Source organism: Stenotrophomonas sp. (assembly GCF_035634915.1).
Classification (GTDB): Bacteria; Pseudomonadota; Gammaproteobacteria; order Xanthomonadales; family Xanthomonadaceae; genus Stenotrophomonas.
The window spans coordinates 81,725-106,674 of the sequence record NZ_DASQCB010000019.1; the positions used below are offsets into that span (position 1 = coordinate 81,725).

24 protein-coding genes are annotated in these 24,950 nt (G+C 67.9%); 13 read left to right on the forward strand and 11 right to left on the reverse strand.

Going from position 1 to position 24,950, the window contains the following annotated elements; translation table 11 throughout:
- Window positions 1–60 precede the first annotated feature (60 nt).
- Entirely contained in the window at window positions 61–633 is a 573-nt protein-coding gene (locus tag VER16_RS15820; protein WP_324809655.1) for a hypothetical protein, read from the forward strand.
- Window positions 634–683: 50 nt separating this feature from the next.
- Here the strand turns inward: VER16_RS15820 and smpB are convergent, their stop codons facing one another.
- Window positions 684–1,187 carry an SsrA-binding protein SmpB gene (gene smpB / locus VER16_RS15825; protein ID WP_079221548.1) on the reverse strand — a complete coding sequence of 168 codons (504 nt, stop codon included), beginning with the start codon at window positions 1,185–1,187 and terminating at the stop codon, window positions 684–686.
- Window positions 1,188–1,244: 57 nt separating this feature from the next.
- Here smpB and VER16_RS15830 point away from each other — a divergent pair, with 57 nt between their 5' ends.
- Both VER16_RS15830 and VER16_RS15835 read left to right on the forward strand, forming a co-directional pair.
- Window positions 1,245–1,670: a type II toxin-antitoxin system RatA family toxin gene (locus tag VER16_RS15830; RefSeq protein WP_079221549.1), complete on the forward strand. Its 426-nt coding sequence runs from the start codon at window positions 1,245–1,247 to the stop codon at window positions 1,668–1,670.
- 3 nt (window positions 1,671–1,673) lie between these two features.
- Window positions 1,674–1,931 (forward strand): RnfH family protein, encoded by a 258-nt coding sequence (locus tag VER16_RS15835; RefSeq protein ID WP_324809656.1) that lies wholly within the window; start codon window positions 1,674–1,676, stop codon window positions 1,929–1,931.
- Between the two features lie 36 nt (window positions 1,932–1,967).
- Here VER16_RS15835 and VER16_RS15840 read toward each other — a convergent pair whose 3' ends face one another.
- Window positions 1,968–2,357 (reverse strand): outer membrane protein assembly factor BamE, encoded by a 390-nt coding sequence (locus tag VER16_RS15840; RefSeq protein ID WP_324809657.1) that lies wholly within the window; start codon window positions 2,355–2,357, stop codon window positions 1,968–1,970.
- Window positions 2,358–2,460: 103 nt separating this feature from the next.
- On the opposite strand from VER16_RS15840, the gene fur reads away from it, so the two are divergent.
- Window positions 2,461–2,868 carry a ferric iron uptake transcriptional regulator gene (gene fur, locus VER16_RS15845; protein ID WP_295567769.1) on the forward strand — a complete coding sequence of 136 codons (408 nt, stop codon included), beginning with the start codon at window positions 2,461–2,463 and terminating at the stop codon, window positions 2,866–2,868.
- A 61-nt stretch (window positions 2,869–2,929) separates the two neighbouring features.
- Here fur and VER16_RS15850 read toward each other — a convergent pair whose 3' ends face one another.
- The gene (locus VER16_RS15850) at window positions 2,930–4,177 is read right to left on the reverse strand and encodes an SGNH/GDSL hydrolase family protein (protein ID WP_324809658.1); all 1,248 of its coding nucleotides are present in this window, start codon (window positions 4,175–4,177) and stop codon (window positions 2,930–2,932) included.
- A gap of 97 nt (window positions 4,178–4,274) precedes the next feature.
- Between VER16_RS15850 and VER16_RS15855 the strand changes: the two genes are divergently transcribed.
- Window positions 4,275–5,192: a LysR family transcriptional regulator gene (locus VER16_RS15855; RefSeq protein ID WP_324809659.1), complete on the forward strand. Its 918-nt coding sequence runs from the start codon at window positions 4,275–4,277 to the stop codon at window positions 5,190–5,192.
- Between the two features lie 95 nt (window positions 5,193–5,287).
- On the opposite strand, the gene recN is transcribed toward VER16_RS15855, so the two are convergent.
- Window positions 5,288–6,949, reverse strand: coding sequence for a DNA repair protein RecN (gene recN / locus VER16_RS15860; RefSeq protein ID WP_324809660.1), 1,662 nt, complete (start codon window positions 6,947–6,949; stop codon window positions 5,288–5,290).
- Between the two features lie 114 nt (window positions 6,950–7,063).
- On the opposite strand from recN, the gene hrcA reads away from it, so the two are divergent.
- The 4 genes from hrcA (at window position 7,064) to dnaJ (ending at window position 12,097) form a co-directional block, all read left to right on the forward strand.
- Window positions 7,064–8,128 carry a heat-inducible transcriptional repressor HrcA gene (gene hrcA / locus VER16_RS15865; protein WP_324809661.1) on the forward strand — a complete coding sequence of 355 codons (1,065 nt, stop codon included), beginning with the start codon at window positions 7,064–7,066 and terminating at the stop codon, window positions 8,126–8,128.
- Window positions 8,129–8,191: 63 nt separating this feature from the next.
- Window positions 8,192–8,707, forward strand: a complete 516-nt coding sequence (grpE, locus tag VER16_RS15870; RefSeq protein ID WP_324809662.1) for a nucleotide exchange factor GrpE — start codon at window positions 8,192–8,194, stop codon at window positions 8,705–8,707.
- 185 nt (window positions 8,708–8,892) lie between these two features.
- Complete coding sequence (dnaK, locus tag VER16_RS15875) at window positions 8,893–10,815, forward strand: molecular chaperone DnaK (RefSeq protein ID WP_324809663.1); 1,923 nt, start codon at window positions 8,893–8,895, stop codon at window positions 10,813–10,815.
- 154 nt (window positions 10,816–10,969) lie between these two features.
- Window positions 10,970–12,097 carry a molecular chaperone DnaJ gene (dnaJ, locus tag VER16_RS15880; protein ID WP_324809664.1) on the forward strand — a complete coding sequence of 376 codons (1,128 nt, stop codon included), beginning with the start codon at window positions 10,970–10,972 and terminating at the stop codon, window positions 12,095–12,097.
- A 61-nt stretch (window positions 12,098–12,158) separates the two neighbouring features.
- Here the strand turns inward: dnaJ and VER16_RS15885 are convergent, their stop codons facing one another.
- Both VER16_RS15885 and VER16_RS15890 read right to left on the reverse strand, forming a co-directional pair.
- Window positions 12,159–12,542, reverse strand: a complete 384-nt coding sequence (locus VER16_RS15885) for a hypothetical protein (protein WP_324809665.1) — start codon at window positions 12,540–12,542, stop codon at window positions 12,159–12,161.
- A gap of 107 nt (window positions 12,543–12,649) precedes the next feature.
- Entirely contained in the window at window positions 12,650–13,447 is a 798-nt protein-coding gene (locus VER16_RS15890; protein ID WP_324809666.1) for a helix-turn-helix transcriptional regulator, read from the reverse strand.
- 73 nt (window positions 13,448–13,520) lie between these two features.
- Here VER16_RS15890 and VER16_RS15895 point away from each other — a divergent pair, with 73 nt between their 5' ends.
- The 3 genes from VER16_RS15895 to VER16_RS15905 all read left to right on the forward strand — a co-directional run bounded on the left by VER16_RS15895 (window position 13,521) and on the right by VER16_RS15905 (window position 17,384).
- Entirely contained in the window at window positions 13,521–14,720 is a 1,200-nt protein-coding gene (locus tag VER16_RS15895) for an MFS transporter (RefSeq protein ID WP_324809667.1), read from the forward strand.
- Between the two features lie 628 nt (window positions 14,721–15,348).
- Window positions 15,349–16,257, forward strand: coding sequence for a pyridoxal kinase (pdxY, locus tag VER16_RS15900; RefSeq protein WP_324809668.1), 909 nt, complete (start codon window positions 15,349–15,351; stop codon window positions 16,255–16,257).
- Window positions 16,254–17,384: a prephenate dehydrogenase gene (locus VER16_RS15905; RefSeq protein ID WP_324809669.1), complete on the forward strand. Its 1,131-nt coding sequence runs from the start codon at window positions 16,254–16,256 to the stop codon at window positions 17,382–17,384. The genes pdxY and VER16_RS15905 overlap by 4 nt, the downstream gene beginning before the upstream one ends.
- 305 nt (window positions 17,385–17,689) lie before the next feature.
- Here VER16_RS15905 and VER16_RS15910 read toward each other — a convergent pair whose 3' ends face one another.
- The 5 genes from VER16_RS15910 to VER16_RS15930 form a co-directional block, all read right to left on the reverse strand.
- Entirely contained in the window at window positions 17,690–17,884 is a 195-nt protein-coding gene (locus VER16_RS15910) for a hypothetical protein (RefSeq protein WP_324809670.1), read from the reverse strand.
- A gap of 71 nt (window positions 17,885–17,955) precedes the next feature.
- Complete coding sequence (locus VER16_RS15915; RefSeq protein WP_324809671.1) at window positions 17,956–19,728, reverse strand: ABC transporter transmembrane domain-containing protein; 1,773 nt, start codon at window positions 19,726–19,728, stop codon at window positions 17,956–17,958.
- Entirely contained in the window at window positions 19,721–20,317 is a 597-nt protein-coding gene (locus tag VER16_RS15920) for a YigZ family protein (RefSeq protein WP_324809672.1), read from the reverse strand. The genes VER16_RS15915 and VER16_RS15920 overlap by 8 nt, the downstream gene beginning before the upstream one ends.
- Window positions 20,318–20,351: 34 nt before the next feature.
- On the reverse strand, window positions 20,352–21,314 hold the full coding sequence (locus tag VER16_RS15925) for a hypothetical protein (RefSeq protein ID WP_324809673.1): 963 nt from the start codon (window positions 21,312–21,314) through the stop codon (window positions 20,352–20,354).
- Entirely contained in the window at window positions 21,311–21,829 is a 519-nt protein-coding gene (locus VER16_RS15930; protein ID WP_324809707.1) for an RNA polymerase sigma factor, read from the reverse strand. Before VER16_RS15930 ends, VER16_RS15925 begins: the two co-directional genes overlap by 4 nt.
- Before the next feature lie 248 nt (window positions 21,830–22,077).
- On the opposite strand from VER16_RS15930, the gene VER16_RS15935 reads away from it, so the two are divergent.
- Window positions 22,078–24,939: an EAL domain-containing protein gene (locus VER16_RS15935; protein ID WP_324809674.1), complete on the forward strand. Its 2,862-nt coding sequence runs from the start codon at window positions 22,078–22,080 to the stop codon at window positions 24,937–24,939.
- The last annotated feature ends 11 nt before the right edge of the window (window positions 24,940–24,950 follow it).

Here is a 24,950-nt window from a genome sequence, read left to right on the forward strand (position 1 = left end):
ACGGTTTTGCGACACACTGGCAACCACCATCCGAGCCAGGACCGACACGGAGACCCAGCGGTGAGCGACGCCACACCACAACGCAGCCTGCGACAACTGGTCGGGCCGGTCGGTGCCGACTACCGTCGGCGCGCGTTGCCGCCGGGCTGGGTATGGGCTGTACTGGCAGCCATCCTCACCGCGGCCTGCCTGACCGCGCTGCCGGCGACGGCGGCGGTGTTCCTGGTGGCCAGTGCCGTGGTGGTGTATTGGCCGCGGCGCGATCAGGCCCTGGTGCCGGGCTGGCGCATGTTGGCGCTGGCCGTGCTGGCGGTGATGGTCTGGGGCCCGGACGTCATCGCGCTGTGGTTCGAGCACGGTGCGGCCGTGGCCCTGCTGACGCTGGCGTCGCTGAGCATCCTGACCCATGTCCGCCGCAGTTGGGCGCTGTCGCAGCAGCTGCAGCACCAGGCGGATGCGCTGGATGACCAGCAGTTGCTGGCCCTGTTGCCTGACGATGCGGCCCAGCTGGCAAAGCAGTGGCGTGCGGGCGATGACCGGCATGCGCCGGAGCTGGCGGTGGTGATGCACCTGGCGGTGATGCACGCCGCACTGGCGCCGCGGATGCGCGGGCAGGGCGTGCTGGCGGGCTGATCGCCCGCCTTTCTGTAGGCCGAGCATCGGCTCGGCTCTACAGACGGCGGTTACGCGTCGCGGTTTCCGCGACGCATCACGCGCTGCTTCTCGATCGCCCAGTCGCGGTCCTTGGCGGCATCGCGCTTGTCGTGGGTCTGCTTGCCCTTGGCCAGCGCCACTTCCAGCTTGATCTTGTTCTTGCTCCAGTACATGGCCGTGGGCACGATGGTGTAGCCATCACGCTCGACCTTGCCCACCAGCTTGTCGATCTCGTTCCGGTGCAGCAGCAGCTTGCGCTCGCGCCGGTCGTTGGCCACCACGTGGGTGGAGGCCTGGATCAGCGGGGTGATCTGTGCGCCGATCAGGAAGATCTCGCCCTGCTTCACATAGGCATAGGCGTCGATGATGTTGCCGCGCCCGGCGCGGATCGACTTCACTTCCCAGCCCTGCAGGGCCAGGCCTGCCTCGAAGCGCTCCTCGATGTGGTACTCGTGGCGGGCACGCTTGTTCAACGCGATGGTCTTGTTGGCCGTCGCGTTCTTTGCTTTATCCTTGCCGCTGTTCTTGCTCATTTCCGTATTGTCTCCGATTCGGGCCCGCCCGGTCGATGGCCGAAACGCACCGCCTTTATGCCTACTATCCGCCGCAGCGCCCTGGTCGAACATTCGGCCGCGCGCATGTTCGACCTGGTCAATGACGTCCAGGCCTACCCGCGCCGCTTCCGCTGGTGCTCGGATGCCCGCGTCCTGGAACAGGGCGAGGACCGCCTGGTCGCCCGCCTGGATCTGGGCCTGGGTTCGTTCAGTACCTGGTTCCAGACCGAAAACACCCTGCAGCGCCCGCACAGCATCGATATGCAGCTGCGCGACGGCCCGTTCAAGCAGCTGCATGGCCGCTGGGAATTCCATGCGCTGGCCGAGGACGCCTGCAAGGTCACCCTGACCCTGGAGTTCGAACCGAAATCCCGCCTGCTCGCGCCGGCGCTGGCGATCGGTTTCCAGGGGCTGGCCGACCGCATGGTCAACGATTTCGTCCGCGTGGCCGACGAGGGCTGAGCGATGATCGAGGTCGAAGTGGTGCTGGCCTGGCCGCAGCAGGTGCTGTCACGCCGGTTGCAGCTGCCGGAAGGTGCCACCGTGGCCGAGGCCATTGCCGCCGCCGACCTCGAGGGCAGCGCCGACTGCCCGGCTGCCGCCGTGCATGGCGTGCTGGCCCGCCCGCAGCAGGCGCTGCTGGAGGGTGATCGGGTGGAGCTGCTGCGGCCGCTGCAGGCCGATCCCAAGGAAAACCGCCGGCGTCGCGCGCGCGGCGATTGACTCGGGTTGCCCGCCCCGAGGGGCGGGCAGGAAGGCTCAGCGGCCCTTCTTCTTGTCCTTGGCCAGGTTGCGGCCGAACTGGCGCACCGTCTGCTGGGCCAGGGCCTTGTCGTTGGCCGGGAAGTAGTCGCCTTCCCAACGTGTGACCGCGTCGTTCTCGAAGTACACGGTGAAGTTCTTCACTTCGGTACGGCCGAGGCGGTCCACGCGCTGGCTGGCGGTGTAGTCCCAGCGCTGGGCGTGGAACGGGTCCGGCACGGACGGGGTGCCCAGCAGCGCATTCACCTGCTGCTTGCTCTGCCCGACCTGCAGCTTGGACACGGCATCTTCCCGGATCAGGTTGCCCTGATAGATGGGTTGCTTGTAGATGATGCCGCACCCGGTGGTGGACAGGGCGACGGCGGCGACCAACAGAAGATTGCGCATCGGTACTGGCGGTTGGGGAAATCAAACCGATGATACACTCCCGGCGTGCCACCGCGACCCAATCCGAGGCAGCTGGCGCTAAATCGCCAATGAACGGAGACCTATGGAAACCCACGACCTGCGTAAAGTCGGCCTGAAGGTGACCCATCCGCGGATGCGGATCCTGGCGCTGCTCGAGCAGCGCAATGCCCAGCACCATATGACCGCCGAAGACATCTACCGCCAGCTGCTGGAGCACGGCGATGAAATCGGCCTGGCCACGGTGTACCGGGTGCTGACCCAGTTCGAGGCCGCCGGCCTGGTGCTGAAGCACAACTTCGAAGGCGGCCAGGCCGTCTATGAGCTGGACCGCGGCGGCCACCACGACCACATGGTCGATGTGGACAGCGGCAAGATCATCGAGTTCGAAAGCCACGAGATCGAGGAACTGCAGCGCAAGATCGCCGCAGACCACGGCTACGAGCTGGAAGAGCACTCGCTGGTGCTGTACGTGCGCAAGAAGCGCAGGTAAGGCGCTGCAGCCAGAGGCTGATGTGTGAAGACCCCGGGCCTGTCCCGGGGTTTTTCGTTGGTCACAGTAGATCCACGCCATGCGTGGATGGGCCCAGCAGCACCTCCAGATCCACCGCCTCGGCCATCGCCCGGTTGCCCGCATCCCCCGGGTGCAGGTGGTCACCGGAATCGAAGGCGGCGGCCATCCGCGTAGGCTCGGCCGGATCGCGCAGGGCCGCATCGAGGTCGATCACGGCATCAAACGGGCTCTCGCTGCGCAGCCATTCATTCAGCTGCCGGCGCAGCGCGTCCTTGTCCTCTGCGTAATAGTCGTCAAGCGGTGTGCCGGGCAGGGCGCCGGCGAACGGCGGCAGGGTCGCGCCGAGGATGCGCAGGCCGTGGCGGTGGGCCTGCTGGGCCAGCGCCCGGTAGCCGGCCTGCAGCTGGCCCAGCGTCGGGCGGGCCTCGTCGCGGGCGAAGGCGGTGCCCGGCCAGCTGATGTCGTTGATGCCGATCAACACGATCACACTGGCCGCGCCGGGCTGGTCGATCACGTCGCGTTGGAAGCGGGCGAGGGCGGCTGCGCCCATGCCATCGCGCAGCAGGCGGCCGCCGGAAATGCCGGCATTGACCACGGCCACGCCACGCGGGGCCAGACGGGCGGCCAGATGGTCGGTCCAGCGCTGGTCCTGGTCCAGGCTGGCGGTGGCGCCATCGGTGATCGAATCGCCGATGACCACCACGCTGCGCGCGCTGGGCGGTGCCTCGACATCAATGCCCGCCAGCAGCACGCGGGCGGTGGTCGGGTGGGCGTCGCCCAGGGCCGTCGCGTCGCTCTGGTTGCCCAAGGCGATCCAACTGGTCTGGCGGCCTTCCCAGTGGAAGGTCTGCATCAGGGTCGGTCCGGCCAGGTAGGTACTGACCTGCACCTGCTGCAGGTTGCGGGTAGGCAGTGCGAGCGGGTCGCTCAGGCGCTGCTCGCCCGGCGCGATGCGCACGCCCGGCTGGCCATTGAAGCGCAGCGCCACCGGCGCCGACCCGGGCTGCACGGTCACGCTGGCAGCACCGATCTGCAGGGGCTGCGTACCGTAGGCATTGCTCAGCCGCACTCGCAGGCGTGGTCCGCCCAGGCTGAGGCGCGCGGTCTGGCGGAAGGTCTGGTTCTGCAGCTGCGCCGGCACCAGGGCCGGGAACAGGAAGTCGGCCCCCCACACGGGTTGTGGGCTGGCCTGCCAGCTGGCGACCCAGTGGTTCGGCGGGGCGGCATCGGCGGTGGTCGAGGTGGCGATACTGACAAGTGCGGAGGCGATCAAGCTGAGGCGTGTCATCGGGCATTCCCGGAACAAGGGACTGCCATGGTGATTTCCACATCATCTGTGAACTAGACTGCAGGTGGACAATCATCTGTGAACTGGATTCACTTCAATGGCACGCCCCGACATCAACCGATCCGGCGAACTGGAAGTGTTCGTGCGGGTGATCGAAACCGGTGGTTTTTCGGCCGCCGCGCGCTCGCTGGACATGACGCCCTCGGCGGTCAGCAAGCTGGTGGCGCGGCTGGAGCAGCGGCTGGGTACGCGCCTGCTGCAGCGCTCCACCCGGCAGCTGCAGCTGACCCCGGAAGGCTGTGCGTTCTATGAACGTGGCCTGCGCGTGCTGGCCGACCTGGAGGAGGCCGAGCGCTGCGCCAGCGCCCATGCCGAGCCGCGCGGGCGGCTGCGGGTCAATTCCAACGTGCCCTTCGGCCAGCACTTCCTGCTGCCGCTGCTGCCCGGGTTCCTGCAGCAGCACCCGCAGGTGGGCGTAGACCTCACCCTGAATGACGAGGTGATCGACCTGCTGGAGCAGCGTACCGACGTTGCCGTGCGGGCGGGGCCGCTGAAGAGTTCCAGCCTGGTGGCGCGGCGGCTGGGCGCGACCCGGATGATGATCGTGGCGGCGCCGTCCTATGCCCGCCAGCAGGGTCTGCCGGCCACCGCCGAGGAACTGCTGGCCCATAACCGCCTGGATATCGGCCATGCGCGGGCGATGCAGGGCTGGCCGCTGCTGCAGGACGGCAGCGAGCGCAGGGTGCTGCCCAGTGGCAACGCCCGTGCCAGCAATGGCGACGCGCTGCGCCAGCTGGTGCTGGGCGGTCTGGGTCTGGCGCGCCTGGCCGCGTTCCAGGTGCAGGGCGACATTGCCGCGGGGCGTCTGCTGCCGGTGCTGGAAGCGGCCAACCCGGGTGACCTGGAAGAGGTGCACGCGGTGTTCCTGGGGCAGGGGGGGTACCTGCCGCTGCGGGTGCGTGCGTTCCTCGATTACCTGGTGGAGCACGTGGATCTGGCGCGGCCGTTGGGGTGAAACCACGCATGGACGTGCGGGAGCCGAGCGTGGGCTCGGCTCTACACGGTGGTCTCGTTAGGGCGCACGGCTGTAGAGCCGAGCCCACGCTCGGCTCAATGCGCCAGCAGCTTGCGGGCCGCAGCGCGTGCTTCCTTGCTCACTTCCACGCCGCCCAGCATGCGTGCCAGTTCTTCCTCGCGCGCCCTGGTGTCCAGCTTCTCCACCGCGCTCTGGGTCATGCCTTCCACCGGCGCCTTGCTGACCCGGTAATGGGCATGGCCCTTGGACGCGACCTGCGGCAGGTGGGTAACGCACAGCACCTGCCGCTTCTCGCCGAGCGCGCGCAGTTTCTGGCCGACGATGTCGGCCACCGCGCCGCCGATGCCCGAATCGACTTCGTCGAACACCATGGTCGGCACCGCATCCAGATCCAGTGCGGCCACTTCGATGGCCAGCGAGATACGCGAAAGTTCACCGCCGGAGGCGACCTTGCGCAGCGCCCGTGGCGGCTGGCCGGCGTTGGCCGCCACCAGGAACTCCACGCGCTCGGCGCCCTGTGGGTCGGGCTTGCCGCTGTCCTGCGGTTCCAGCTCGATCAGGAACTGGCCGCCGCCCATGCCCAGCTCGGCGATGATGCCGGTGGTGGTGGCCGACAGCTCTGCGGCGGCCTTGCGGCGGCTGGCACTGAGTACTTCGGCCTGCACGCGCCAGGCAGCGGCGGCCTTGTCGATCTCACCGGCCAGGCGCTGCAGGCGCTCGTCGGCGCCACGCAGCTGCTCCACTTCGGCATGCATGCGTTCGCGCTGCGCGCCCAGTTCGTCCATCGGCACGCGGTGCTTGCGGGCCAGGTCGTGCAGGCGGCCGAGGCGGCGCTCGTTTTCCTCGAACTGCTCCGGATCGGCATCGAGGTCGTCATGCACGCGGTCCAGCAGCGACAAGGCCTCATGCAGCTGGATCGAGGCGTTCTCGATCAGGCCGTCCACCTCGCCCAGGCGCGGGTCGTGCTCGACCAGCCGCGACAGTTCGTGGCGCACCTGCTGCAGCAGGTCCAGGGCCGAGCTGCCGTCGTCGCCGTTGAGCTGGTTGCTGGCCGCCTGGCAGGCGCTCAGCAGGGCGCTGGCGTGGGCCTGGCGGCGGTGGCTGGCACCCAGTGCGGCAATCGATTCGGGTTCCAGGTCCTCGCGGTCCAGTTCGCGCAGCTGGTGTTCGAGGAAGCCGATGCGGTCGGATACGTCGCCCTGTTGCGACAGCGCCAGTGACTCATCGACCAGCGTCTGCCAGGCCGCAGCGGCGCGGCGCACCTGGCGGCGTTCGTCCTCGTTGCGGGCATAGGCGTCGAGCAGGGCCAGCTGCGACGGGCGCGTCAGCAGGGCCTGCTGCTCGTGCTGGCCGTGGATTTCCACCAGCCGGCCAGCCAGCTCGGCCAGCTGCGCCAGGGTGACCGGGCGGCCGTTGATCCACGAGCGCGAGCCACCATCGGCGCGGATGACCCGGCGCAGCTGGCACTGGTCCTCGTCGTCCAGCTCGTTCTCGGCCAGCCACTGGCGCGCAGCCTGCAGCTGGTCCAGGGCGAACTCGGCCGACAGTTCGGCGCGTGCGGCACCGTGGCGGACCACGCCGCTGTCGGCGCGCAGGCCGGACAGGAAGCCGAGCGCGTCCACCATCAGCGACTTGCCGGCGCCGGTCTCGCCTGAAACGACGGTCATGCCCGGCCCGAACTCCAGCTCGGTAGCGCGGACGACGGCAAAATCCTTGATCGAAAGATGTCTGAGCATGGGTACAGGGGTGTCTGAGCCGCGCAACGCTAGCACGCGCGGCGGGGTGGTCCAATGACTTGCCAAGGCGACGCACCGCCATTATCTAGTGTCCGTGTCTCACAGGTTGATTCCATGCACGGTTCCGCTGACCAGCTTGCCCCGCGTGCGCGCCATCTGCTGCGCACGCTGATCGCGCGCTACATCCAGGACGGTGAGCCGGTCGGCTCGCAGACGCTGGCGCGCGTGGCCGGCCTGGAAGTCAGCCCGGCCACCATCCGCAACATCCTGGGCGATCTGGAAGACCTGGGCCTGCTGGCCTCGCCGCATACCTCGGCCGGGCGCATCCCTACCGCGCACGGCTACCGGGTCTTTGTCGACAGCCTGCTGCAGATGCAGCCGCCGGGCGAGGGTGAACTGGCCCGCCTGCGCCACGAACTGGCCGGTGGTGGCAGCACCCAGGCCCTGCTGGGCAGCGCCTCGGAGCTGCTGTCGGCGATGAGCCATTTCGTCGGCGTGGTCAGTGCCCCACGTCGCGAGCAGTTCGCCTTCCGCCAGATCGATTTCGTGGCGCTGGACGGGCGCCGGGTGCTGGCGATCCTGGTCTTTGCCGACAACGAGGTGCAGAACCGGGTCATCGAGACCCGCCAGGACTTCGAACCCGGGCAGCTGGAACAGGTAGCCAACTACCTCAATGCCCATTTCGCGGGCCTGCCCCTGGTCGAGATCCGTACCCGCCTGCTGCTGGAACTGCGTGACGCGCGTTCCGAGCTGGAGCAGCTGCTGGCGCACAGCATCGAACTGGCCGAGCAGGCCCTGCAGCCGCCGGCCGACGACATGCTGGTGGCCGGCCAGACCCGGTTGATGGGGGTGCAGGACCTGTCCGACCTGGAACGCCTGCGCGAGCTGTTCGAGCTGTTCTCCAGCAAGCGCGAGATCCTGCAGCTGCTGGAGCGGACCATCCAGGCCCCGGGCGTGCGCATCTTCATCGGCGAAGAGACCGGGATGATGCCGCTGCAGGGGGTCTCGCTGGTCACCGCGCCCTATACCGCCAACGGCCAGGTGCTGGGCGTGCTGGGGGTGATCGGGCCCAAGCGGATGGCCTACGACCGGATGATTCCACTGGTCCAGGCCACCGCGGACGTGCTCGGGGCGGCGTTTTCGCCCCCGGGGCGCGGTCCGGGGCCGGCTGACGCTTGAAACGCAGCATCCCGCCCACACTAGGGTGGGTGGAGGCGGGCAGTGACCGCCAGGGACCCAGACATGAACCAAGAACATCCAGATATCGAATCGCAGCAGAGCGCCGCCGATGCGGCCGCTGCCGCAGGCACCCATGACGAACTGGAGCGCCTGCGCGCCGAGGTCGAGCAGGTCAAGGCCGATGCGCTGCGTGAGCGCGCCGACCTGGAGAACCAGCGCAAGCGCGTGGCCCGCGACATCGAGCAGGCCCGCAAGTTCGCCAACGAAAAGCTGCTGGGCGAGCTGCTGCCGGTGTTTGACAGCCTGGATGCCGGCCTGAAGGCCGCCGGCGACGATGCCAACCCGCTGCGCGAGGGGCTGGAAATGACCTACAAGCAGCTGCTGAAGGTCGCCGCCGACAACGGCCTGGTCCTGCTGGACCCGACCGGCCAGCCGTTCAACCCGGAACACCACCAGGCCATCAGCCAGGTGCCGGCCCCCGGCGCCGCCCCCGGCAGCGTGGTGACCGTGTTCCAGAAGGGCTACCTGCTCAACGAGCGCCTGCTGCGGCCGGCGCTGGTGGTGGTGGCCGCCGATTGACGCGCCGGGCCGGCAACGGCCCGTCGCCGCCAGGTAGTGCCGGGCCAGGCCCGGCGTACCTTGAACGGTTGAACACAGCGTTCGGGTGATGGCTTGAATGTTCCACGAGCCTCCCCCACATCCCATTCATCCACCGGCCGACCGGCCGGACTGACACCCACAAGCATTCTTCAGGAGTCTCCCCCATGGGCAAGATCATTGGTATCGACCTCGGCACCACCAACTCGTGCGTGGCGATCATGGACGGCGGCAAGGCCCGCGTCATCGAGAATTCGGAAGGCGATCGCACCACCCCGTCGATCGTCGCCTACACCAAGGACGGCGAAGTCCTGGTCGGCGCCTCGGCCAAGCGCCAGGCCGTCACCAACCCCAAGAACACCTTCTACGCGGTGAAGCGCCTGATCGGCCGCAAGTTCACCGACGCCGAAGTGCAGAAGGACATCGCCCACGTCCCGTACAGCATCCTGGCCCATGACAATGGCGACGCTTGGGTGTCGACCAGCGATGCCAGGAAGATGGCGCCGCAGGAAATCTCGGCCAAGGTGCTGGAAAAGATGAAGAAGACCGCCGAGGACTTCCTCGGTGAGAAGGTCACCGAAGCGATCATCACCGTGCCGGCCTACTTCAACGACAGCCAGCGCCAGGCGACCAAGGACGCCGGCCGCATCGCCGGCCTGGACGTCAAGCGCATCATCAACGAGCCGACCGCGGCCGCGCTGGCCTATGGCCTGGACAAGGGCGACAACAAGGATCGCAAGATCGTGGTGTACGACCTGGGCGGCGGCACCTTCGACGTCTCGGTGATCGAGATCGCCAACGTCGACGGTGAGAAGCAGTTCGAAGTGCTGGCCACCAACGGTGACACCTTCCTGGGCGGCGAAGATTTCGACAACCGCGTCATCGAGTACCTGGTTGAAGAGTTCAACAAGGACCAGGGCATCGACCTGCGCAAGGATCCGCTGGCCCTGCAGCGCCTGAAGGACGCCGCCGAGCGCGCCAAGATCGAGCTGTCCAGCGCCCAGCAGACCGAAGTGAACCTGCCGTACGTCACCGCTGACGCGTCGGGTCCGAAGCACCTGAACATCAAGCTGACCCGCGCCAAGCTGGAAGCCCTGGTGGACGAGCTGATCCGCAAGTCGATCGAGCCGTGCCGCGTCGCCCTGAACGATGCCGGCCTGCGTTCGAGCGACATCAGCGAAGTGATCCTGGTCGGTGGCCAGACCCGCATGCCGAAGGTGCAGCAGGCGGTGACCGAGTTCTTCGGCAAGGAACCGCGCAAGGACGTCAACCCGGACGAAGCCGTGGCACTGGGTGCGGCGATCCAGGGCGGCGTGCTGGGCGGCGACGTCAAGGACGTGCTGCTGCTGGACGTGACCCCGCTGTCGCTGGGCATCGAGACCATGGGCGGCGTGTTCACCAAGATCATCGAGAAGAACACCACCATCCCGACCAAGGCCTCGCAGGTGTTCTCCACCGCCGAGGACAACCAGTCGGCCGTGACCGTGCACGTGCTGCAGGGTGAGCGCGAACAGGCCCGCTTCAACAAGTCGCTGGCCAAGTTTGACCTGTCCGGCATCGAGCCGGCTCCGCGCGGCCTGCCGCAGGTGGAAGTGTCCTTCGACATCGACGCCAACGGCATCCTGCACGTGTCGGCCAAGGACAAGAAGACCAACAAGGAACAGAAGGTCGAGATCAAGGCCGGTTCGGGTCTGTCCGAGGAAGAGATCGCGCGCATGGTCGCCGACGCGGAAGCCAACCGCGAAGAGGACAAGAAGTTCCAGGAACTGGTGCAGGCCCGCAACCAGGCCGATGCCCTGATCCACGGCACCCGCAGCGCCATCACCGAGCACGGCAGCAAGGTTGGCGGCGATGTCATCGGCAAGGTCGAGGCGGCGCTGGCCGACCTGGAAACCGCGATGAAGGGCGACGACAAGGCACAGATCGAAGCCAAGTCGAAGGTGCTGGAGGAAGCCGGCCAGGCGCTGTTCGCCGCTGCTTCGGCCGACCAGGGCGGTGCCCCGGGTGCCGACGCCGGCAACGCAGGCAAGGCGCAGGATGACGTGGTGGACGCCGAGTTCACCGAAGTCAAGGACGACAAGAAGTCCTGATCCGGACCGACACGGGACGCTGGCTGCCAGCGTCCCGTTGTCGTACCAGGGTCCTGACCGCCCACCGGCGTGTCGGGGCGCCCGACGCAAGAGCGGACCTGGTTCCGCTCTTCCGCTTTGACGAATCCCGACTTTCCGGAATGCGATCCACGATATGAGCAAGCGCGATTACTACGAAGTGCTGGGCGTTGCCCGCACCGCCACCGACGAAGAGCTGAAGAAGGCCTACCGTCGCTGCGCGATGAAGTTCCACCCGGACCGCAACCCGGGTGATGCGGCGGCCGAAGCCTCCTTCAAGGAGTGCAAGGAAGCCTACGAAACGCTGTCCGACGGCAACAAGCGCCGCATGTACGATGCCCACGGCCACGCCGCGTTCGAGCACGGCATGGGCGGCGGCGGTGGTCCGGGCGGCCCGGACATGAACGATATCTTCGGCGATATCTTCGGCAACATCTTTGGTGGCGGCGGTGGTGGCCCGCGCCAGGCCCGTCGCGGTGCCGACATCGGTTACGTGATGGAACTGGACCTGGAAGAGGCCGTGCGCGGCGTCGAGCGCCGGATCGAGATCCCGACCCTGGCCGAGTGCGGCGACTGCGATGGCAGTGGCTCCGAAGACGGCAAGGTCGAGACCTGCAACGTCTGCCATGGCCGCGGCCAGGTGCGCATCCAGCGCGGCATCTTCGCCATGCAGCAGGCCTGCCACAACTGCAACGGCCGAGGCCAGATCATCGCCAAGCCGTGCAAGACCTGCCACGGCAACGGCCGCATCGAGGAAGACAAGGTGCTGTCGGTGAAGGTGCCCGCTGGCGTCGACACCGGTGACCGCATCCGCCTGCAGGGCGAAGGCGAGGCCGGCCCGGCCGGTACGCCGCCGGGTGACCTGTACGTGGAAGTGCGTGTGCGCGAGCACCACATCTTCCAGCGTGACGGCGACGACCTGCACTGCGAAGTGCCGATTCGCATCTCGCAGGCCGCGCTGGGCGACACCGTGCGCGTGGCCACCCTCGGCGGCGAAGCGGAAATCCGCATCCCGGCCGAGACCCAGACCGGCAAGCTGTTCCGCCTGCGCGGCAAGGGCGTGCGTTCGGTGCGCAGCCGCAGCGAAGGCGATCTCTACTGCCGCGTGGTGGTGGAAACCCCGGTGAACCTGACCGCCGACCAGCGCAAGCTGCTGGAGCAGTTCGAGGCGACCTTCAACGGCGAGGAAGCACGCAAGCATTCGCCGAAGTCCGCTACCTTCATCGATGGCGTGAAGGGCTTCTGGGACCGGATGACGTCCTGAGTTTCCAGCTACGTGTTGAACGAAAACGCCGGGCTCTGCCCGGCGTTTTCGTGTGGGGTGCCTACATGATTTCCCAGTTGGCATCGCCCTGCAGGCGGCGGCCCTGGAACAGCAGCGTTCCGCGATCGCCAACAACGTCCAGCTCGAACCATGGCTGGCCATCACGCTTTCGTGGACGGACGTAGAGCCGTTTTTCGCGTCGATTCATTTCGACGTAGTACGCATTGCGCTCCGGGGCGTCGTCCGCCTTTCCCGTCCAGACGACATGGATGTAGCCGTCATCGCTTCGACCCTGGATCTCAAGCCGGAAGCGGAATCCGTCCTTCTGTTCGTCCGAGTGGAAGCGGAAATGCGTGCCGCTGGCCTGCGCGGGTGGGCTGATGACGGCCAGCGCCAGTAATACGGCAACAGCGAATCCTGACGCGACGATCCATGCCTTCTTCATGCGGGTCTCCTTTCCTTGGGACGGTTATCGAAGCACGCACGTGCTGGCAGACATCCTACCCGGACGCGGCCGTGGATCCACGCCATGCGTGGGTGCCGTTCAACGCCTCACCGGAAGAACGCCGCCGGCGTCTGCCCCAGCTGCCGCTTGAACATGCTGGTGAACGCGCTGGGGCTGTCGTAGCCCATCGCCAGTGCCACATCGATGACCTTCTCGCCCACTGCCAGGCGCTCCATCGCGGCCAGCAGGCGGGCCTGTTGCCGCCACTGGCCGAAGGTCAGGCCCAGCTCGCTGGCGAAATGGCGCTGGATGGTCTTCACGTCCACCGCGAGGGCCTGGGCCCAGTCCTGCAGGGTGGCTTCATCGCCAGGATGCTTCTGGATGTGCTGGCAGATGCGCTGCAGGCGTGGGTCGGTTGGCGTTGGCAGGTGCAGCGGCAGCACGTCCATGCGGTGCAGTTCGTCCAGCAGCAGGCGCACCACGCGGCCATCGCGGCTGTCGTCCTGGTGCTCGCCCTCGATCAGCGTCGCGGCATGCAGCAGCTCGCGCAGCAGCGGCGCAACCTGCACCGCGAAGGCTTCGGTGGCCAGCTGTGGGGCGAACGCGGGGTCGATGTACAGGCTGCGCATGTGCACATCGGCGATGCAGTCCACTGCATGGGCCATGCCGGCCGGCATCCAGATCGCACGGGTGGAAGGCACTACCCAGCGGCCGACCTCCGAACGCACCACCATCAGCCCGGACATCGCATAGACCAGCTGGTGGCGGCGATGACGGTGTGGCGAAACCCGGGTGCCGCCCGGGTAGTCCTTCACCCGGCACGTGACCGGGCGATGGCCGGGCACCTCATTCCAGGGCGCGGATTCCCGGATCGCGCAGGGTGTGTCCTTTTTGCGATATGGCATGACCAGAACGCGGCGGAAGGGAGGGGGAGGGCACCGTAGCATGCGGGGCTTGCCCCCAACCTGACTGCGCACCATGTCCAGCCTGGCCACACCCACCCCCGCCGTCCGCAGCTCGACCCGCGGCGTACTGGCGGCGATTTCCACCTCCCATGTCGTCAACGACATGATGCAGTCGCTGATCCTGGCCATCTATCCGGTGATCAAGGGCGGCTTCAACCTCAGCTTCACCCAGATCGGCCTGATCACGCTGACCTACCAGCTGACCGCCTCGATCTTCCAGCCGCTGGTCGGCCTGGTCACCGACCGCAGGCCCGCGCCGTACTCGCTGCCGATCGGCATGGCCTCGACCCTGTGCGGCATGCTGCTGCTCGGCTTCGCGCCAAATTACGCAATGGTGCTGCTGGCCGCGGCCATGGTCGGCATCGGTTCGGCCATCTTCCACCCGGAAGCCTCGCGCATCGCGCGACTGGCCTCCGGCGGCCGTCACGGCTTTGCCCAGTCGGTGTTCCAGGTCGGTGGCAATTTCGGGACTGCCTTGGGCCCGCTGATTGCCGCGGCGGTGATCGTTCCCTACGGCCAGCACGCTGCCTCGTGGTTTGCCGGCGCCGCGCTGATCGGCATCGCCCTGCTGACCTATGTCAGCCGCTGGTATGCGCTGCACCTGGGCACGCCGCGTCCGGTCGGGCAGGGCACGATGGCCGCGCGGCATCCCACCCGCACCGTGGCCAGGGTGATGGTGATCCTGCTGGTGCTGATCTTCAGCAAGTACTTCTACATGGCCAGCATCGGCAGCTACTTCACCTTCTACCTGATCCACCACTTCGGCATTCCGGTGGCGCAGGCGCAGCTGCATCTGTTCGCGTTCCTGGTGGCCTCGGCGGCCGGTGGCTTCCTCGGTGGCCCGCTGGGCGACCGCATCGGCCGCAAGCCGATCATCTGGACCTCGATCCTGGGCGTGGCGCCGTTCGCGCTGGCGCTGCCGCATGCGGATCTGTTCTGGACGACGGTGCTGGCGGTGCTGATCGGCTTCGTCCTGTCGTCGGCGTTCTCGGCCATCGTGGTGTATGCGCAGGAGATGATGCCGCACCGCATCGGCATGGTCTCGGGGTTGTTCTTCGGTTTTGCCTTCGGCATGGGTGGGCTGGGCGCGGCGGTGCTGGGCCTGCTGGCTGACAGGACCAGCATCGAGTACGTGTACCAGCTGACCGCGTTCCTGCCGCTGTTGGGCATCATCGCGGCCTGGCTGCCGCCGTCACGTCCTGCTGCTCACTGAGGGGTGGGGTTTGCAGGGCTTGCAGCCCTGCACCTGCTGCAATCAACGGCAATGTCAGAAGCCAGAGCGGCATTCCGTGGGATGGCGGGGTGGGTCCGGTTGAGGGGGACGCTGCAAGTACGTCCATGTAAGCTCGGTCGCCGCATCCATGCGGCTCACGCCCCCTCAACCGGACCCACCCCGCCTTCGACAGTTGTCCGCGGTCTGTCGGAACAGCGTTCTGCTTTGGTGGGTGCCGACCGTTGGTCGGCACGGGGTCGGATATCGATATCTGACAGACGTGTCGACCAACGGTCGACACCTACCAACAACGACACAGTAGAGCCACGCCATGCGTGGATGAATTCATCCGATATTTGACAATTGTGCCGACCAACGGTCGGCACCCACCAACAGCTGTATTTGCCAACAGCCGCGGGAAACTGTCAGAGGTGGGGCGGTGTGGGTGGGCAGGACCGTTGGCGCCATGGATGGCGCCATCGAGCCCCCATGGATGGGTTTACGGCGTGTCCTGCCCACCCACACCTCCCCGCCATCCCACGGAATGCGGCTCTTGATCTTGCTTCGGCTTCTGCAGGTGCAGGGCTGCAAGCCCTGCCGAAAACCCCCTTGGGCGTAGAATGCGGGGATGAGCGAATCCCTCGACAACCACCTGCTCCACGGCCGTCGCCAGCGCCCCGACGGGCCCTCGCCGATCGACGTCATCTCCGTCCAGTCGCAGCTCGTCTACGGCCACGCCGGCAACAGCGCCGCCGTCCCGCCGATGCGCGCCCTCGGCGTGCGCGTGGCGGAAATCCCGACCGTCCTGCTCAGCAATGCGCCGTTCTACGACACCACCCGTGGCCGCGTGCTGCCCGCCGACTGGTTTGCTGATCTGCTGCTCGGTGCCCGCGAACGCGGCCTGCCGCAGCGGGCGAAGAAGCTGGTCTCCGGCTACTTCGGCAGCGCCGCCAACGGTGCCGCCTTCGCCGACTGGCTGGACGAGGTCCTGCCGGCCTGTCCGCAGCTGCGCTACTGCCTGGACCCGGTGATTGGTGATACCCACACCGGCCCCTATGTGGAGCCGGGGCTGGAGGCGATCTTCGGCGAACGCCTGCTGCCGCATGCGTGGCTGGTCACGCCCAATGCCTTCGAGCTGAACCGGCTGACCGGCATGCCGGCCCTGGCCGAGGCCGACGCCATCGCCGCAGCGCGCACGCTGCTGGCGCGTGGTCCGCAGTGGGTGATCGCGCACAGCGTGGGCGGCAACCCGGGTGAACTGGTCACCCTGGCCGTCGGCCACGAGGAAACCTGGCGCTGGACTTCGCCACTGCTGCCGGTGGACGTGGCCGGCACCGGTGATGTGCTGATGTCGCTGGTGGTTTCCTTCCTGCTGCGTGGCGAGTCGATGCAGCAGGCCATCTCGCGCGCCATTGCCGGTACCCATGCCGCACTGGAAGCCACCCTGGTCAACGGCTTCGAGGAATTCGACGTGATCGCTGCCGCGCCTGCCGCGCTGGCGGAGGCCACCCGCTTCCACGCCGAACGCGTGGCATGAGCGGGCTGCAGACGCGCACGCCGCGCACGGTCGGCATCGTGGGCAGTGCCGGCGCCTACGGGCGCTGGCTGGCCCGCTTCTTCCAGCAGCACATGCAGCTGCAGGTGATCGGCCACGACCCGTCCGATCCGGATTCGCAGACGCCCGAACAGTTGCTCGCGCAGGCGGATGTGCTGGTGTTTTCCGCACCCATCCGGCATACCCCAACGCTGATTGCCGACTACGTGCAGCAGTCGGCGGGCCGCGAGCAGGGGCGCCTGTGGCTGGACGTCACCTCGGTGAAGGATGCGCCGGTGCAGGCGATGCTGGCCTCGCAGGCCGAAGTGGTCGGCCTGCACCCGATGACCGCGCCGCCGAAGGCGCCGACCCTGAAGGGCCGGGTGATGGTGGTCTGCGAAGCGCGGCTGCAGCACTGGCAGCCGTGGGTCGACAGCCTCTGCGCCGCCCTGCAGGCCGAGTGCGTGCGCGCCACGCCGCAGCGCCACGACCAGATGATGGCGCTGGTGCAGGCCATGGTGCATGCCACCCACCTGGCGCAGGCCGGCGTGCTGCGCGAGTACCAGCCGCAGCTGGGCGATCTGGCCGCGATGATGCCGTACCGCTCGGCCTCGTTTGAACTGGATACGGCGATCATCTCGCGCATCCTGTCGTTGAACCCGGCGATCTACGAAGACATCCAGTTCGGCAACCCCTACGTGGCGCCGATGCTGGATCGGCTGGTCGGCCAGCTGCAGGCACTGCAGGCGCAGGTCGGGCAGGGCGACGATGCGGCGCGCGGCTGGTTCCGCGAGCAGCTGCTGGCGGCCAACCATGCGGCGTTCGGTGAGCCTGCGCTGGCTGCGGGCAACTACACCTTCGAGCGCGTGGGCTACCTGCTGGCCGACCTGACCGAGCGCAACGCCTTGTCGGTGCACCTGCCGGAGGATCGGCCGGGTTCGCTGCGCGAGCTGCTGCATGTGTTCGAGCAGCACCGCATCAGCCTGGCCTCGATCCACTCCTCACGGACGCCGGGCGGCGAGGTGCATTTCCGTATCGGTTTCGTTGCCGGCAGCGATCCGCTGGCCATCGCGCGGGCGGCAGTGGAGGTCGATGCCAGCGGCATCGGCCGGGTCCTGGGGCAGGCCTAATCATCCACAGGCGGTGTGGATGATTTCTGGGCAAATATGTGGATAACCGCGCGCAGCCTTTGGCAGGCAAGGCTGTCAAGATGCTTGGCGAAAAATTGACCACACGATTTTTGTAGAGTCGAGCCATGCTCGACTGCCTTATGCTCTCGGCCGAGAGCGTGTCGACCAAGGTCGACACCTACCAGAGCGGGGCGGCGCGAAATCCGTCAGCGCGAGGCCACAGCGGGGCGGCGCGAAATCCGGCAGGGCGAGACCAGAGCGGGGTGCCGCGAAATCCGGCAGCGCCGGGCCAGGCCCGGCGGATCTCAGATCGTCAAGCGCAGTTCGCCACCGCTGGTGGTGAACTCACGGCCATTGCGTACCAGGTGGCGACCATCGTCCAGTTCATAGCGCGGGCTGCTCTCCACCTTCTGGCCGCTACTGCTGGCATCTGGCTTGAACTCGATGATGATGTGGCTTTCGCCATTGGCGTCGACTGCAGGGAACTGACGGAACGACATCGTGCACCTCCTTCAGCGGATCCTTCGGTTTCGCCGACAGCTTGGGCCGGCCGGTGTTAGCCGGCCGTCAATCAATCGACGAACTGCAGTCGCGCCAGCTCCGCATACAGTCCACCTTCAGCCAGCAGCTGCGCATGCGTGCCTTCGGCGACGATGCGGCCCTGGTCCATCACCACGATGCGGTCGGCCTTGAGTACGGTCGCCAGGCGATGGGCGATCACCACGGTGGTGCGCCCGGCCATCAGCCGTTCCAGTGCCTGCTGCACGCTGTGTTCACTCTGCGCGTCCAGTGCGCTGGTGGCCTCGTCCAGCAGCAGGATGGGCGAATCCTTCAGCAGCGCACGGGCAATCGCCACGCGTTGCTGCTGGCCGCCGGACAGGCGCGCGCCGCGTTCGCCCAGCTCGCTGTCATAGCCCTGCGGCAAGGCGCGCAGGAAGGTATCGGCCTCAGCTGCACGCGCTGCGGCCTCTACCTCGGCATCGCTGGCCTGTAGGCGGCCATAGCGGATGTTGTCGCGGGCACTGGTGGCGAACAGGGTCGGTTGCTGCGGAACCAGCGCAAGCTGCGCACGCAGATCAGCCGGGTCGACCTGGCGCACGTCGTGGCCATCCACGCAGATGCGGCCGCTGGCCGGATCATGGAAACGCAGCAGCAGCGACAGTACCGTGCTCTTGCCGGCACCGGACGGGCCGACCAGGGCCACCGTCTCGCCGGGACGGACGTTCAGGCTGAAATGATCCAGCGCCGCCTGGTCCGGCCGCTGCGGGTAATGGAACACCACGTTGTCGAACTGGATCTGCCCCTGCAGCGGCTGCGGCAGGGCGTGCGGCCGCGCAGGCGCGCGGATCTCGATGTCCTCCTGCAGCAGTTCACCGATGCGGCCCATGCCACCGGCGGCGCGCTGCAGTTCATTCCAGACCTCGGCCAGCGCGCCCACTGAACCACCACCGATCAGTGCGTACAGCACGAACTGGCCCAGGGTGCCGGCACTCAGGCGGCCATCGATGACATCGTGTGCGCCCAGCCAGAGCACGCCGACGATGGCGCCGAACACCAGCAGGATGGCGCTGGCGGTGACCAGCGACTGCGCGCCGATGCGACGGCGCGCGGCGGTGATGGCATCGCCGAGCGCGTGGTCGAAGCGACCGCGCTCGTAAGGTTCGCGGGCATGCGCCTGCACGGTGCGCACCGCGCCCAGGGTCTCGCTGGCCAGGCTGTTGGCATCGGCGATGCGGTCCTGGCTGTTGCGGGCGACCACGCGCAGCTTGCGCGCGCCGATGATGATCGGCAGCACCGCCAGCGGGATGCCCAGCAGCGACCACGCCGCCAGCCGTGGGCTGGTGACGAACAGCATCGCCAGGCTGCCGACCACGGTCACGCTGCTGCGCAGGGCCACCGACATGGTCGAGCCGACCACGCTGCGCAGCAGTTCGGTATCGGCGGTCAGGCGCGAAACCAGTTCGCCGCTGCGGCTGCGGTCATGGAAGCCGGCGCCGAGCTGGATCAGGTGTGCGTATAGCTGGCTGCGCAGGTCGGCCACGACCTTTTCGCCCAGCAGCGACACAAAGTAGAAGCGCGCGGCGGTGCCCAAGGCCATCACCACCGCCACCAGCATCAGCAGGGCGAACGCGCGGTTGATCTGGCCGCCACTGCTGAAGCCGTGGTCGATCATCTGCTTGACCGCCGGCGGCAGGCTCAGCGTGGCCGCCGAGGAGACCGCCAGGGCCAGCAGCCAGGCGGTGAACAACCCGCTGTGGCGGCGCACGAACGGCCACAGCGTACGCAGGCTGCCCAAGCGGCGCAGCGGCGGGGTTGAAGCGGACGTCTCGTCCTTGTCAGTCATCCTGGTCGTCATCTTGTATGCGGATACGGTCACGGGTGGCGTCGCGCAGGCGGATTTTCAATGCGTCGACCTGGTCGACGGGCAATTCCACCCGCAGCCGCACACCGTTGGCATCGAACTGTTCATCGCGCTTTTCGGCGGCAAACACGGGCAGGGCAGCGTGCAGGGTACCCAGGTCCTCGAAACCAGCCTGCAGCTGCAGGCGTGCCATTGCCACCAGCGGCAGGCGCGGGGCGGTACGCAGGCACTCGGCGGCGGTGCCACCATAGGCGCGCACCAGGCCGCCGGCACCCAGCTTGATGCCGCCATACCAGCGGGTCACCACCACCACCACGCGGTCGAAGCCCTGGCCATCGATGGCCGCCAGGATCGGCCGCCCGGCGGTGCCGGCCGGCTCGCCATCATCGCTGGAACGGTACTCCTGGCCATGCCGGTAGGCCCAGCAGTTGTGGGTGGCATCGGCGACCGCCACCTGCTGCAGGAAGGCCAGCGCAGCCGCGCCGCTGTCGATGGCCGCGGCGTGTGCGGTGAAGCGACTGTGCTTGATGTCCAGCGTGTGGCTGACGGGCTGGGCGAGGGTATCGGGCATTCCCGCCATTCTACGGGGTCAGGCCGGGTGCAACTCAGTCGTCCAGCAGCGGTCGCAGGTCCTTCGGCAGGCGTGCCTCGGGGTAAAGCTGCAGGTAGCGCTCCAGGCTGGCACGGGCCAGATCGCGCTGGCCGCTGTCGCGGCGCTCGCGGATCTTCTGCAGCCACTGCCGACGTGGCAGCCTGGCATCGGCCGCTACTTCAGAGTTCACCACATCGGCACTGAGGTCAGCGTCGCTGGACCGGCGCAGCATCACCCCGGGGGCGCTTGCCGGTGCCTGCGCGCTGTTGGCCTTGAAGGCTGCGGGCGCGGCGCGGCGCGCGCTGCGGGCAGCGTCGCCGCTGGCCGGCTCACTCGCTGCCGCGTCGGCCTCGCGGGCACCGCCGAGGACATCCAGGTCGAGCGCAGCCGGGGCGGGTGCCGCACGGGGCACCGGTGCCGGGGGTGCGGGTGCCGCTTGCGGTGGCGGTGCGGACATGGCCTCTGCCACGGGCGCTGCAGGCGCTGCCTGCACCTTGGGCGCATGGGCAACGGCGGGCGTGCCGGTCGGCGCGCGTGCCGCCGCCGATTTCTGTGGTGCAGGTGGTCGCGGCGGCGGTGGTGGCGCAGCTTCAGCCGCAGCAGATGCAGGCGGCGGTGCCGGGGTATCGGCCGCTGCGTTGTCTTCGACAACGGGTGCGGCGGCAATCTGTGCCTCCTGCGCAGGCACGACCGGCGGTTCCGGGCGCATCTGCCAGGCGATGCCAACCGCAAACACCATCGAGGCGGCAATGCCGAATACCGCCGGCCAGCGCGAGCGCGGGCGGTGTGCTCGGCGGGTCGGCGCCGTGGCGCTGCCGGCCGCTGCAGGCCTGGCCTCGGCTGTGGGGGACACCGACGCGCGCGCGGCCGCCAGGATCGCTGCGTCCAGCGCAGCAGGCGGTGCCTGGTCATGGCGGCGGCCCATCAGGCCGGCCAGCGCACGTTCTTCCGGCGTCAGCGGATCGTCTCGGTTCATGCGTTCAATCCCGCACGCAGCTTGTCCATCGCATAGCGCAGCCGCGATTTCACGGTTTCCCGGCCGACGCCGGTGATCTGGCCGATCTCCTCAAGGCTCAGTTCCTGTTCCAGCCGCAGTTGCAGCACCTCGCGCTGCTCCGGCGGCAGGTCTTCCATCGCCAGCTGGATGCGCCGGCGCTGCTCGAATTCAGACAGTTCAGCTTCCGGCGTCTGCCCGTCTTCCAGCGCGGCCAGGCGCAGATCGGCATCGACAGGCGCGGCAGGACGATGGCGGGCGGCACGCCAGTGGTCGTTCAGGCGGTTGTGCGCGATGCGGAACAGCCAGGTGCTGAATGCGGCTTCGGGCTGCCAACCGGCACGGGCGCTGATCACCCGCTGCCACACGTCCTGGAAGATCTCCTCGGCCAGTGCGTTGTCGCGCAGCTGACGCAACAGGAAGCCGAACAGGCGCTTGCGATGGCGTGCATACAGGCTTTCGAACGCCTGCAGGTCGCCACCGGCCCAAGCCAGCATCAGCGCTTCATCGGTTGGCAGGGCGGTTGCTTCCACGGCATACAGGGTAAGGCCTGCAGGCGATGGCGCATAGCAGCTGGCGGGGGCGGGCAGGGCGCAGTTCACGGCCGTTCGCGTGGGGGTGTCGCCAGCAGGAACGTTCATGCGCACGAAACGGGGTTGGCGGGCTTCCATTGCCCCCCCTGTCGCGCGTTATGCTCGACCACTCAGGGGAGGCGGCGCTGTAGCGACGCCAAGAGAACGTCATTTTGTCCACGCAAGCCGACCGTGTGCCACTGCTGTCACCCCACGAGGCCGTCCTGAGCACGGCGCTGGTGCGCGCATTGCATGCGCTGTTGCCGGAAACCGCGATCGTGCGGGTGGGCTGGAACGACCCGCAGCTTGGCCGCGGCCAGGATGCCTGGCCGCAGGACGCTGCTGCGTCCGACAGGCCGGCGGCGGAAGACGGGCTCGACTGGGACCATACGGTATGGGAGCACGCGGCCTGGGAGCACGACGGGGCCCAGCTGTCGCTGCGCGTGCGCGGGGCATCGCCTTCGGAAGCCTGGTGGGGCGTGTCGCGGCAGGCGATGGAACTGGCCCTGCAGCGCGGCCGCCAGGCCGGGCAGATCCGCGCACTGGAACAGGCTGAACGCCTTCAGCAGGCGCTGTTCCAGATTGCCGATCTGGCCGGCGCCGACCTGGAGATGGGCGAGATGCTGCGCCACGTGCACGGCGTGCTGGGTTCGCTGATGTACGCGGAGAACTGCTACATCGTCGAGTACGACGATGTGCGCGACCAGATGCGGTTCCTGTATTTCGCCGACCAGGTGGATGACTTCGTGGCTGACCCTTCGGTGAGTTACGACGCCGGGCAGATGCCACGCAGCCTGACCGTGGCGCTGCTGCGCCACGGCAAGCCACTCAGCGGCCCATCGCGCGAACTGCTGGCCGATGCCGAAGACGAGCACGACCCTGAGCGCGGCCCGGAAAGCCTTGATTGGCTGGGTGTGCCGATGCTGCGCGATGGCCGCGTGTGTGGCGCCATCGTGGTGCAGAGTTACCAGCAGGCCTCGCTGTATGGCGAGGCCGAGCGCGCGCTGCTGGGGTTTGTCGCCCAGCACGTGCAGACCGCGATGGACCGGCGCCAGGCACAGGTGCGGCTGGAACAGCAGGTGGAACGGCGCACCCTGGAACTGCAGCGTGCCAACCGCAGCCTGCAGGACGAGGTGGCCGAGCGCCGCCGCGCCGAACAGCTGCAGACCGCCCTGTACAACATCGCCGAAATGGCGATGTCGGCCGACAGCCTGGCCCAGTTCTACGGCCAGGTGCACGGCGTGGTGGGACGCCTGCTGGACGCGCGCAATTTCTACATCGCCCTGGTCACCGCGCAGGGCGATGGCCTGGATTTCGTCTACTCGGTGGACGAACACAATGCCTCGCGCGCGCCGCGTGCGTTCAGCCGTGGCCTGACCGAATACGTGGTACGCCACCGGCGCCCGCTGCTGGCCTCGCGGGCACAGATCGATGCACTGCTGGCCACCGGCGAAGTGCGTGAGTCGGGCGTGCGTTCGCACTGCTGGCTGGGCGTGCCGCTGCTGCGCGATGACGAGGTGGTGGGCGCGATCGTGGTGCAGAGCTACACCGATCAGATCGCTTTCAGCGTGCATGACCAGCGGCTGCTGACCTTCGTGGCGCAGAACATCGGCACTGGCCTGGCCCGCCAGCGCGACCAGCAGCAGCTGCGTTCGGCCCATGCCGAGCTGGAAAAGCGCGTGGAAGAGCGCACCCGCGAGCTGGCCGAGGTCAATGACAAGCTGCTGGGCCAGATCGCCGAGCGCCTGCGCGCCGAACAGCGGTTGACCCACCAGGCCATGCACGATGCGCTGACCGGCCTGCCCAACCGCCTGCACCTGCTCGACCGCCTGGAGGACGCGCTGGCGCTGGCCCGCCGCGAGGGCGGCCCGGAGTTCGCGGTGCTGTTCCTGGACCTGGACCGCTTCAAGCTGGTCAATGACAGCATCGGCCACGCCGCTGGCGACCGCATGCTGGTGGAAGTGGCCAAGCGCATCGTCTCGATGGCCGGTGATGGCGACGTGGTGGCGCGACTGGGCGGTGATGAATTCGCCATCCTGCTGGAATGTCCGCAGGGTTTGGCCCAGGCGCTGGATTTCGGCCAGCGCCTGCTGCTGGCCCTGCAGGAATCGATGTGGATTGCCGGGCGCGAGCTGTTCCCTTCGGGCAGCCTCGGCATCGCCCTGTGGAACACGCACTACCGCACCGGCGAAGAGCTGCTGCGCGACGCCGATGCGGCCATGTACCGGGCCAAGGCCCAGGGCCATGACCGCTGCGCGATCTTCGACGAGGACATGCGCGAGCAGGCCATGCGCAGCCTGGACCTGGAAGCGGACCTGCGCCGGGCGATCAACAACCGTGATTTCGTGCCGTTCTACCAGCCCATCGTGCGCCTGTCCGATGGCGAAGTAGTCGGCCACGAGGCGTTGCTGCGCTGGCAGCACGAGCGCCGCGGCCTGCTGCTGCCCGGCGCCTTCCTGGAACTGGGCGAGGAGAGTGGCCTGATCGAACAGGTCGACTGGCTCATCTACGAGCAGGTCATCGCCGGCCTGGCCGATGGTGGCCGCGGCTATGTGTCGGTGAACGTGTCACCGCGGCATTTCCGTTCAGCCGATTTCAGTGCACGCCTGTTCGGCCTGCTGGAAGCCAACGATGCCGATCCGCAACGCCTGCGCCTGGAAATCACCGAGGTGGCGCTGCTGGACGATGGCCCGCATACGCTGCGCATCCTCAAGGGCCTGCGCGAGCGCGGCATCCAGGTACAGCTGGATGACTTCGGTACCGGCTTCTCGGCGCTGTCCTACCTGCACCGGTTCCCGATCAGCACCCTGAAGATCGACCAGAGCTTCATCGCCGGGCTGCACGGGCCGGAGGCACAGAGCACGCGTGCGCTGGTGGAGGGCGTGCTGTCGCTGGCGCGCACCCTGGGCATCGAAACCATCGGTGAGGGCATCGAGACCGAAGCCCAACGCCAGAGCTTGTTCGAGCTGGGCTGCGACTACGGCCAGGGCTACCTGCTGGGGCGGCCGGCACCGTGGACGCGCGCGGTGGCCTGAGCCACCACGCG

Bases quoted from the DNA above. Each gene is read 5' to 3' on its own strand.
- smpB (WP_079221548.1), bottom strand. From the start codon at position 1,187: ATGAGCAAGAACAGCGGCAAGGATAAAGCAAAGAACGCGACGGCCAAC.
- VER16_RS15830 (WP_079221549.1), top strand. From the start codon at position 1,245: ATGCCTACTATCCGCCGCAGCGCCCTGGTCGAACATTCGGCCGCGCGC.
- VER16_RS15835 (WP_324809656.1), top strand. From the start codon at position 1,674: ATGATCGAGGTCGAAGTGGTGCTGGCCTGGCCGCAGCAGGTGCTGTCA.
- VER16_RS15840 (WP_324809657.1), bottom strand. From the start codon at position 2,357: ATGCGCAATCTTCTGTTGGTCGCCGCCGTCGCCCTGTCCACCACCGGG.
- fur (WP_295567769.1), top strand. From the start codon at position 2,461: ATGGAAACCCACGACCTGCGTAAAGTCGGCCTGAAGGTGACCCATCCG.
- VER16_RS15850 (WP_324809658.1), bottom strand. From the start codon at position 4,177: ATGACACGCCTCAGCTTGATCGCCTCCGCACTTGTCAGTATCGCCACC.
- VER16_RS15855 (WP_324809659.1), top strand. From the start codon at position 4,275: ATGGCACGCCCCGACATCAACCGATCCGGCGAACTGGAAGTGTTCGTG.
- recN (WP_324809660.1), bottom strand. From the start codon at position 6,949: ATGCTCAGACATCTTTCGATCAAGGATTTTGCCGTCGTCCGCGCTACC.
- hrcA (WP_324809661.1), top strand. From the start codon at position 7,064: ATGCACGGTTCCGCTGACCAGCTTGCCCCGCGTGCGCGCCATCTGCTG.
- grpE (WP_324809662.1), top strand. From the start codon at position 8,192: ATGAACCAAGAACATCCAGATATCGAATCGCAGCAGAGCGCCGCCGAT.
- dnaK (WP_324809663.1), top strand. From the start codon at position 8,893: ATGGGCAAGATCATTGGTATCGACCTCGGCACCACCAACTCGTGCGTG.
- dnaJ (WP_324809664.1), top strand. From the start codon at position 10,970: ATGAGCAAGCGCGATTACTACGAAGTGCTGGGCGTTGCCCGCACCGCC.
- VER16_RS15885 (WP_324809665.1), bottom strand. From the start codon at position 12,542: ATGAAGAAGGCATGGATCGTCGCGTCAGGATTCGCTGTTGCCGTATTA.
- VER16_RS15890 (WP_324809666.1), bottom strand. From the start codon at position 13,447: ATGCCATATCGCAAAAAGGACACACCCTGCGCGATCCGGGAATCCGCG.
- VER16_RS15895 (WP_324809667.1), top strand. From the start codon at position 13,521: ATGTCCAGCCTGGCCACACCCACCCCCGCCGTCCGCAGCTCGACCCGC.
- pdxY (WP_324809668.1), top strand. From the start codon at position 15,349: ATGAGCGAATCCCTCGACAACCACCTGCTCCACGGCCGTCGCCAGCGC.
- VER16_RS15905 (WP_324809669.1), top strand. From the start codon at position 16,254: ATGAGCGGGCTGCAGACGCGCACGCCGCGCACGGTCGGCATCGTGGGC.
- VER16_RS15910 (WP_324809670.1), bottom strand. From the start codon at position 17,884: ATGTCGTTCCGTCAGTTCCCTGCAGTCGACGCCAATGGCGAAAGCCAC.
- VER16_RS15915 (WP_324809671.1), bottom strand. From the start codon at position 19,728: ATGACTGACAAGGACGAGACGTCCGCTTCAACCCCGCCGCTGCGCCGC.
- VER16_RS15920 (WP_324809672.1), bottom strand. From the start codon at position 20,317: ATGCCCGATACCCTCGCCCAGCCCGTCAGCCACACGCTGGACATCAAG.
- VER16_RS15925 (WP_324809673.1), bottom strand. From the start codon at position 21,314: ATGAACCGAGACGATCCGCTGACGCCGGAAGAACGTGCGCTGGCCGGC.
- VER16_RS15930 (WP_324809707.1), bottom strand. From the start codon at position 21,829: ATGCTGGCTTGGGCCGGTGGCGACCTGCAGGCGTTCGAAAGCCTGTAT.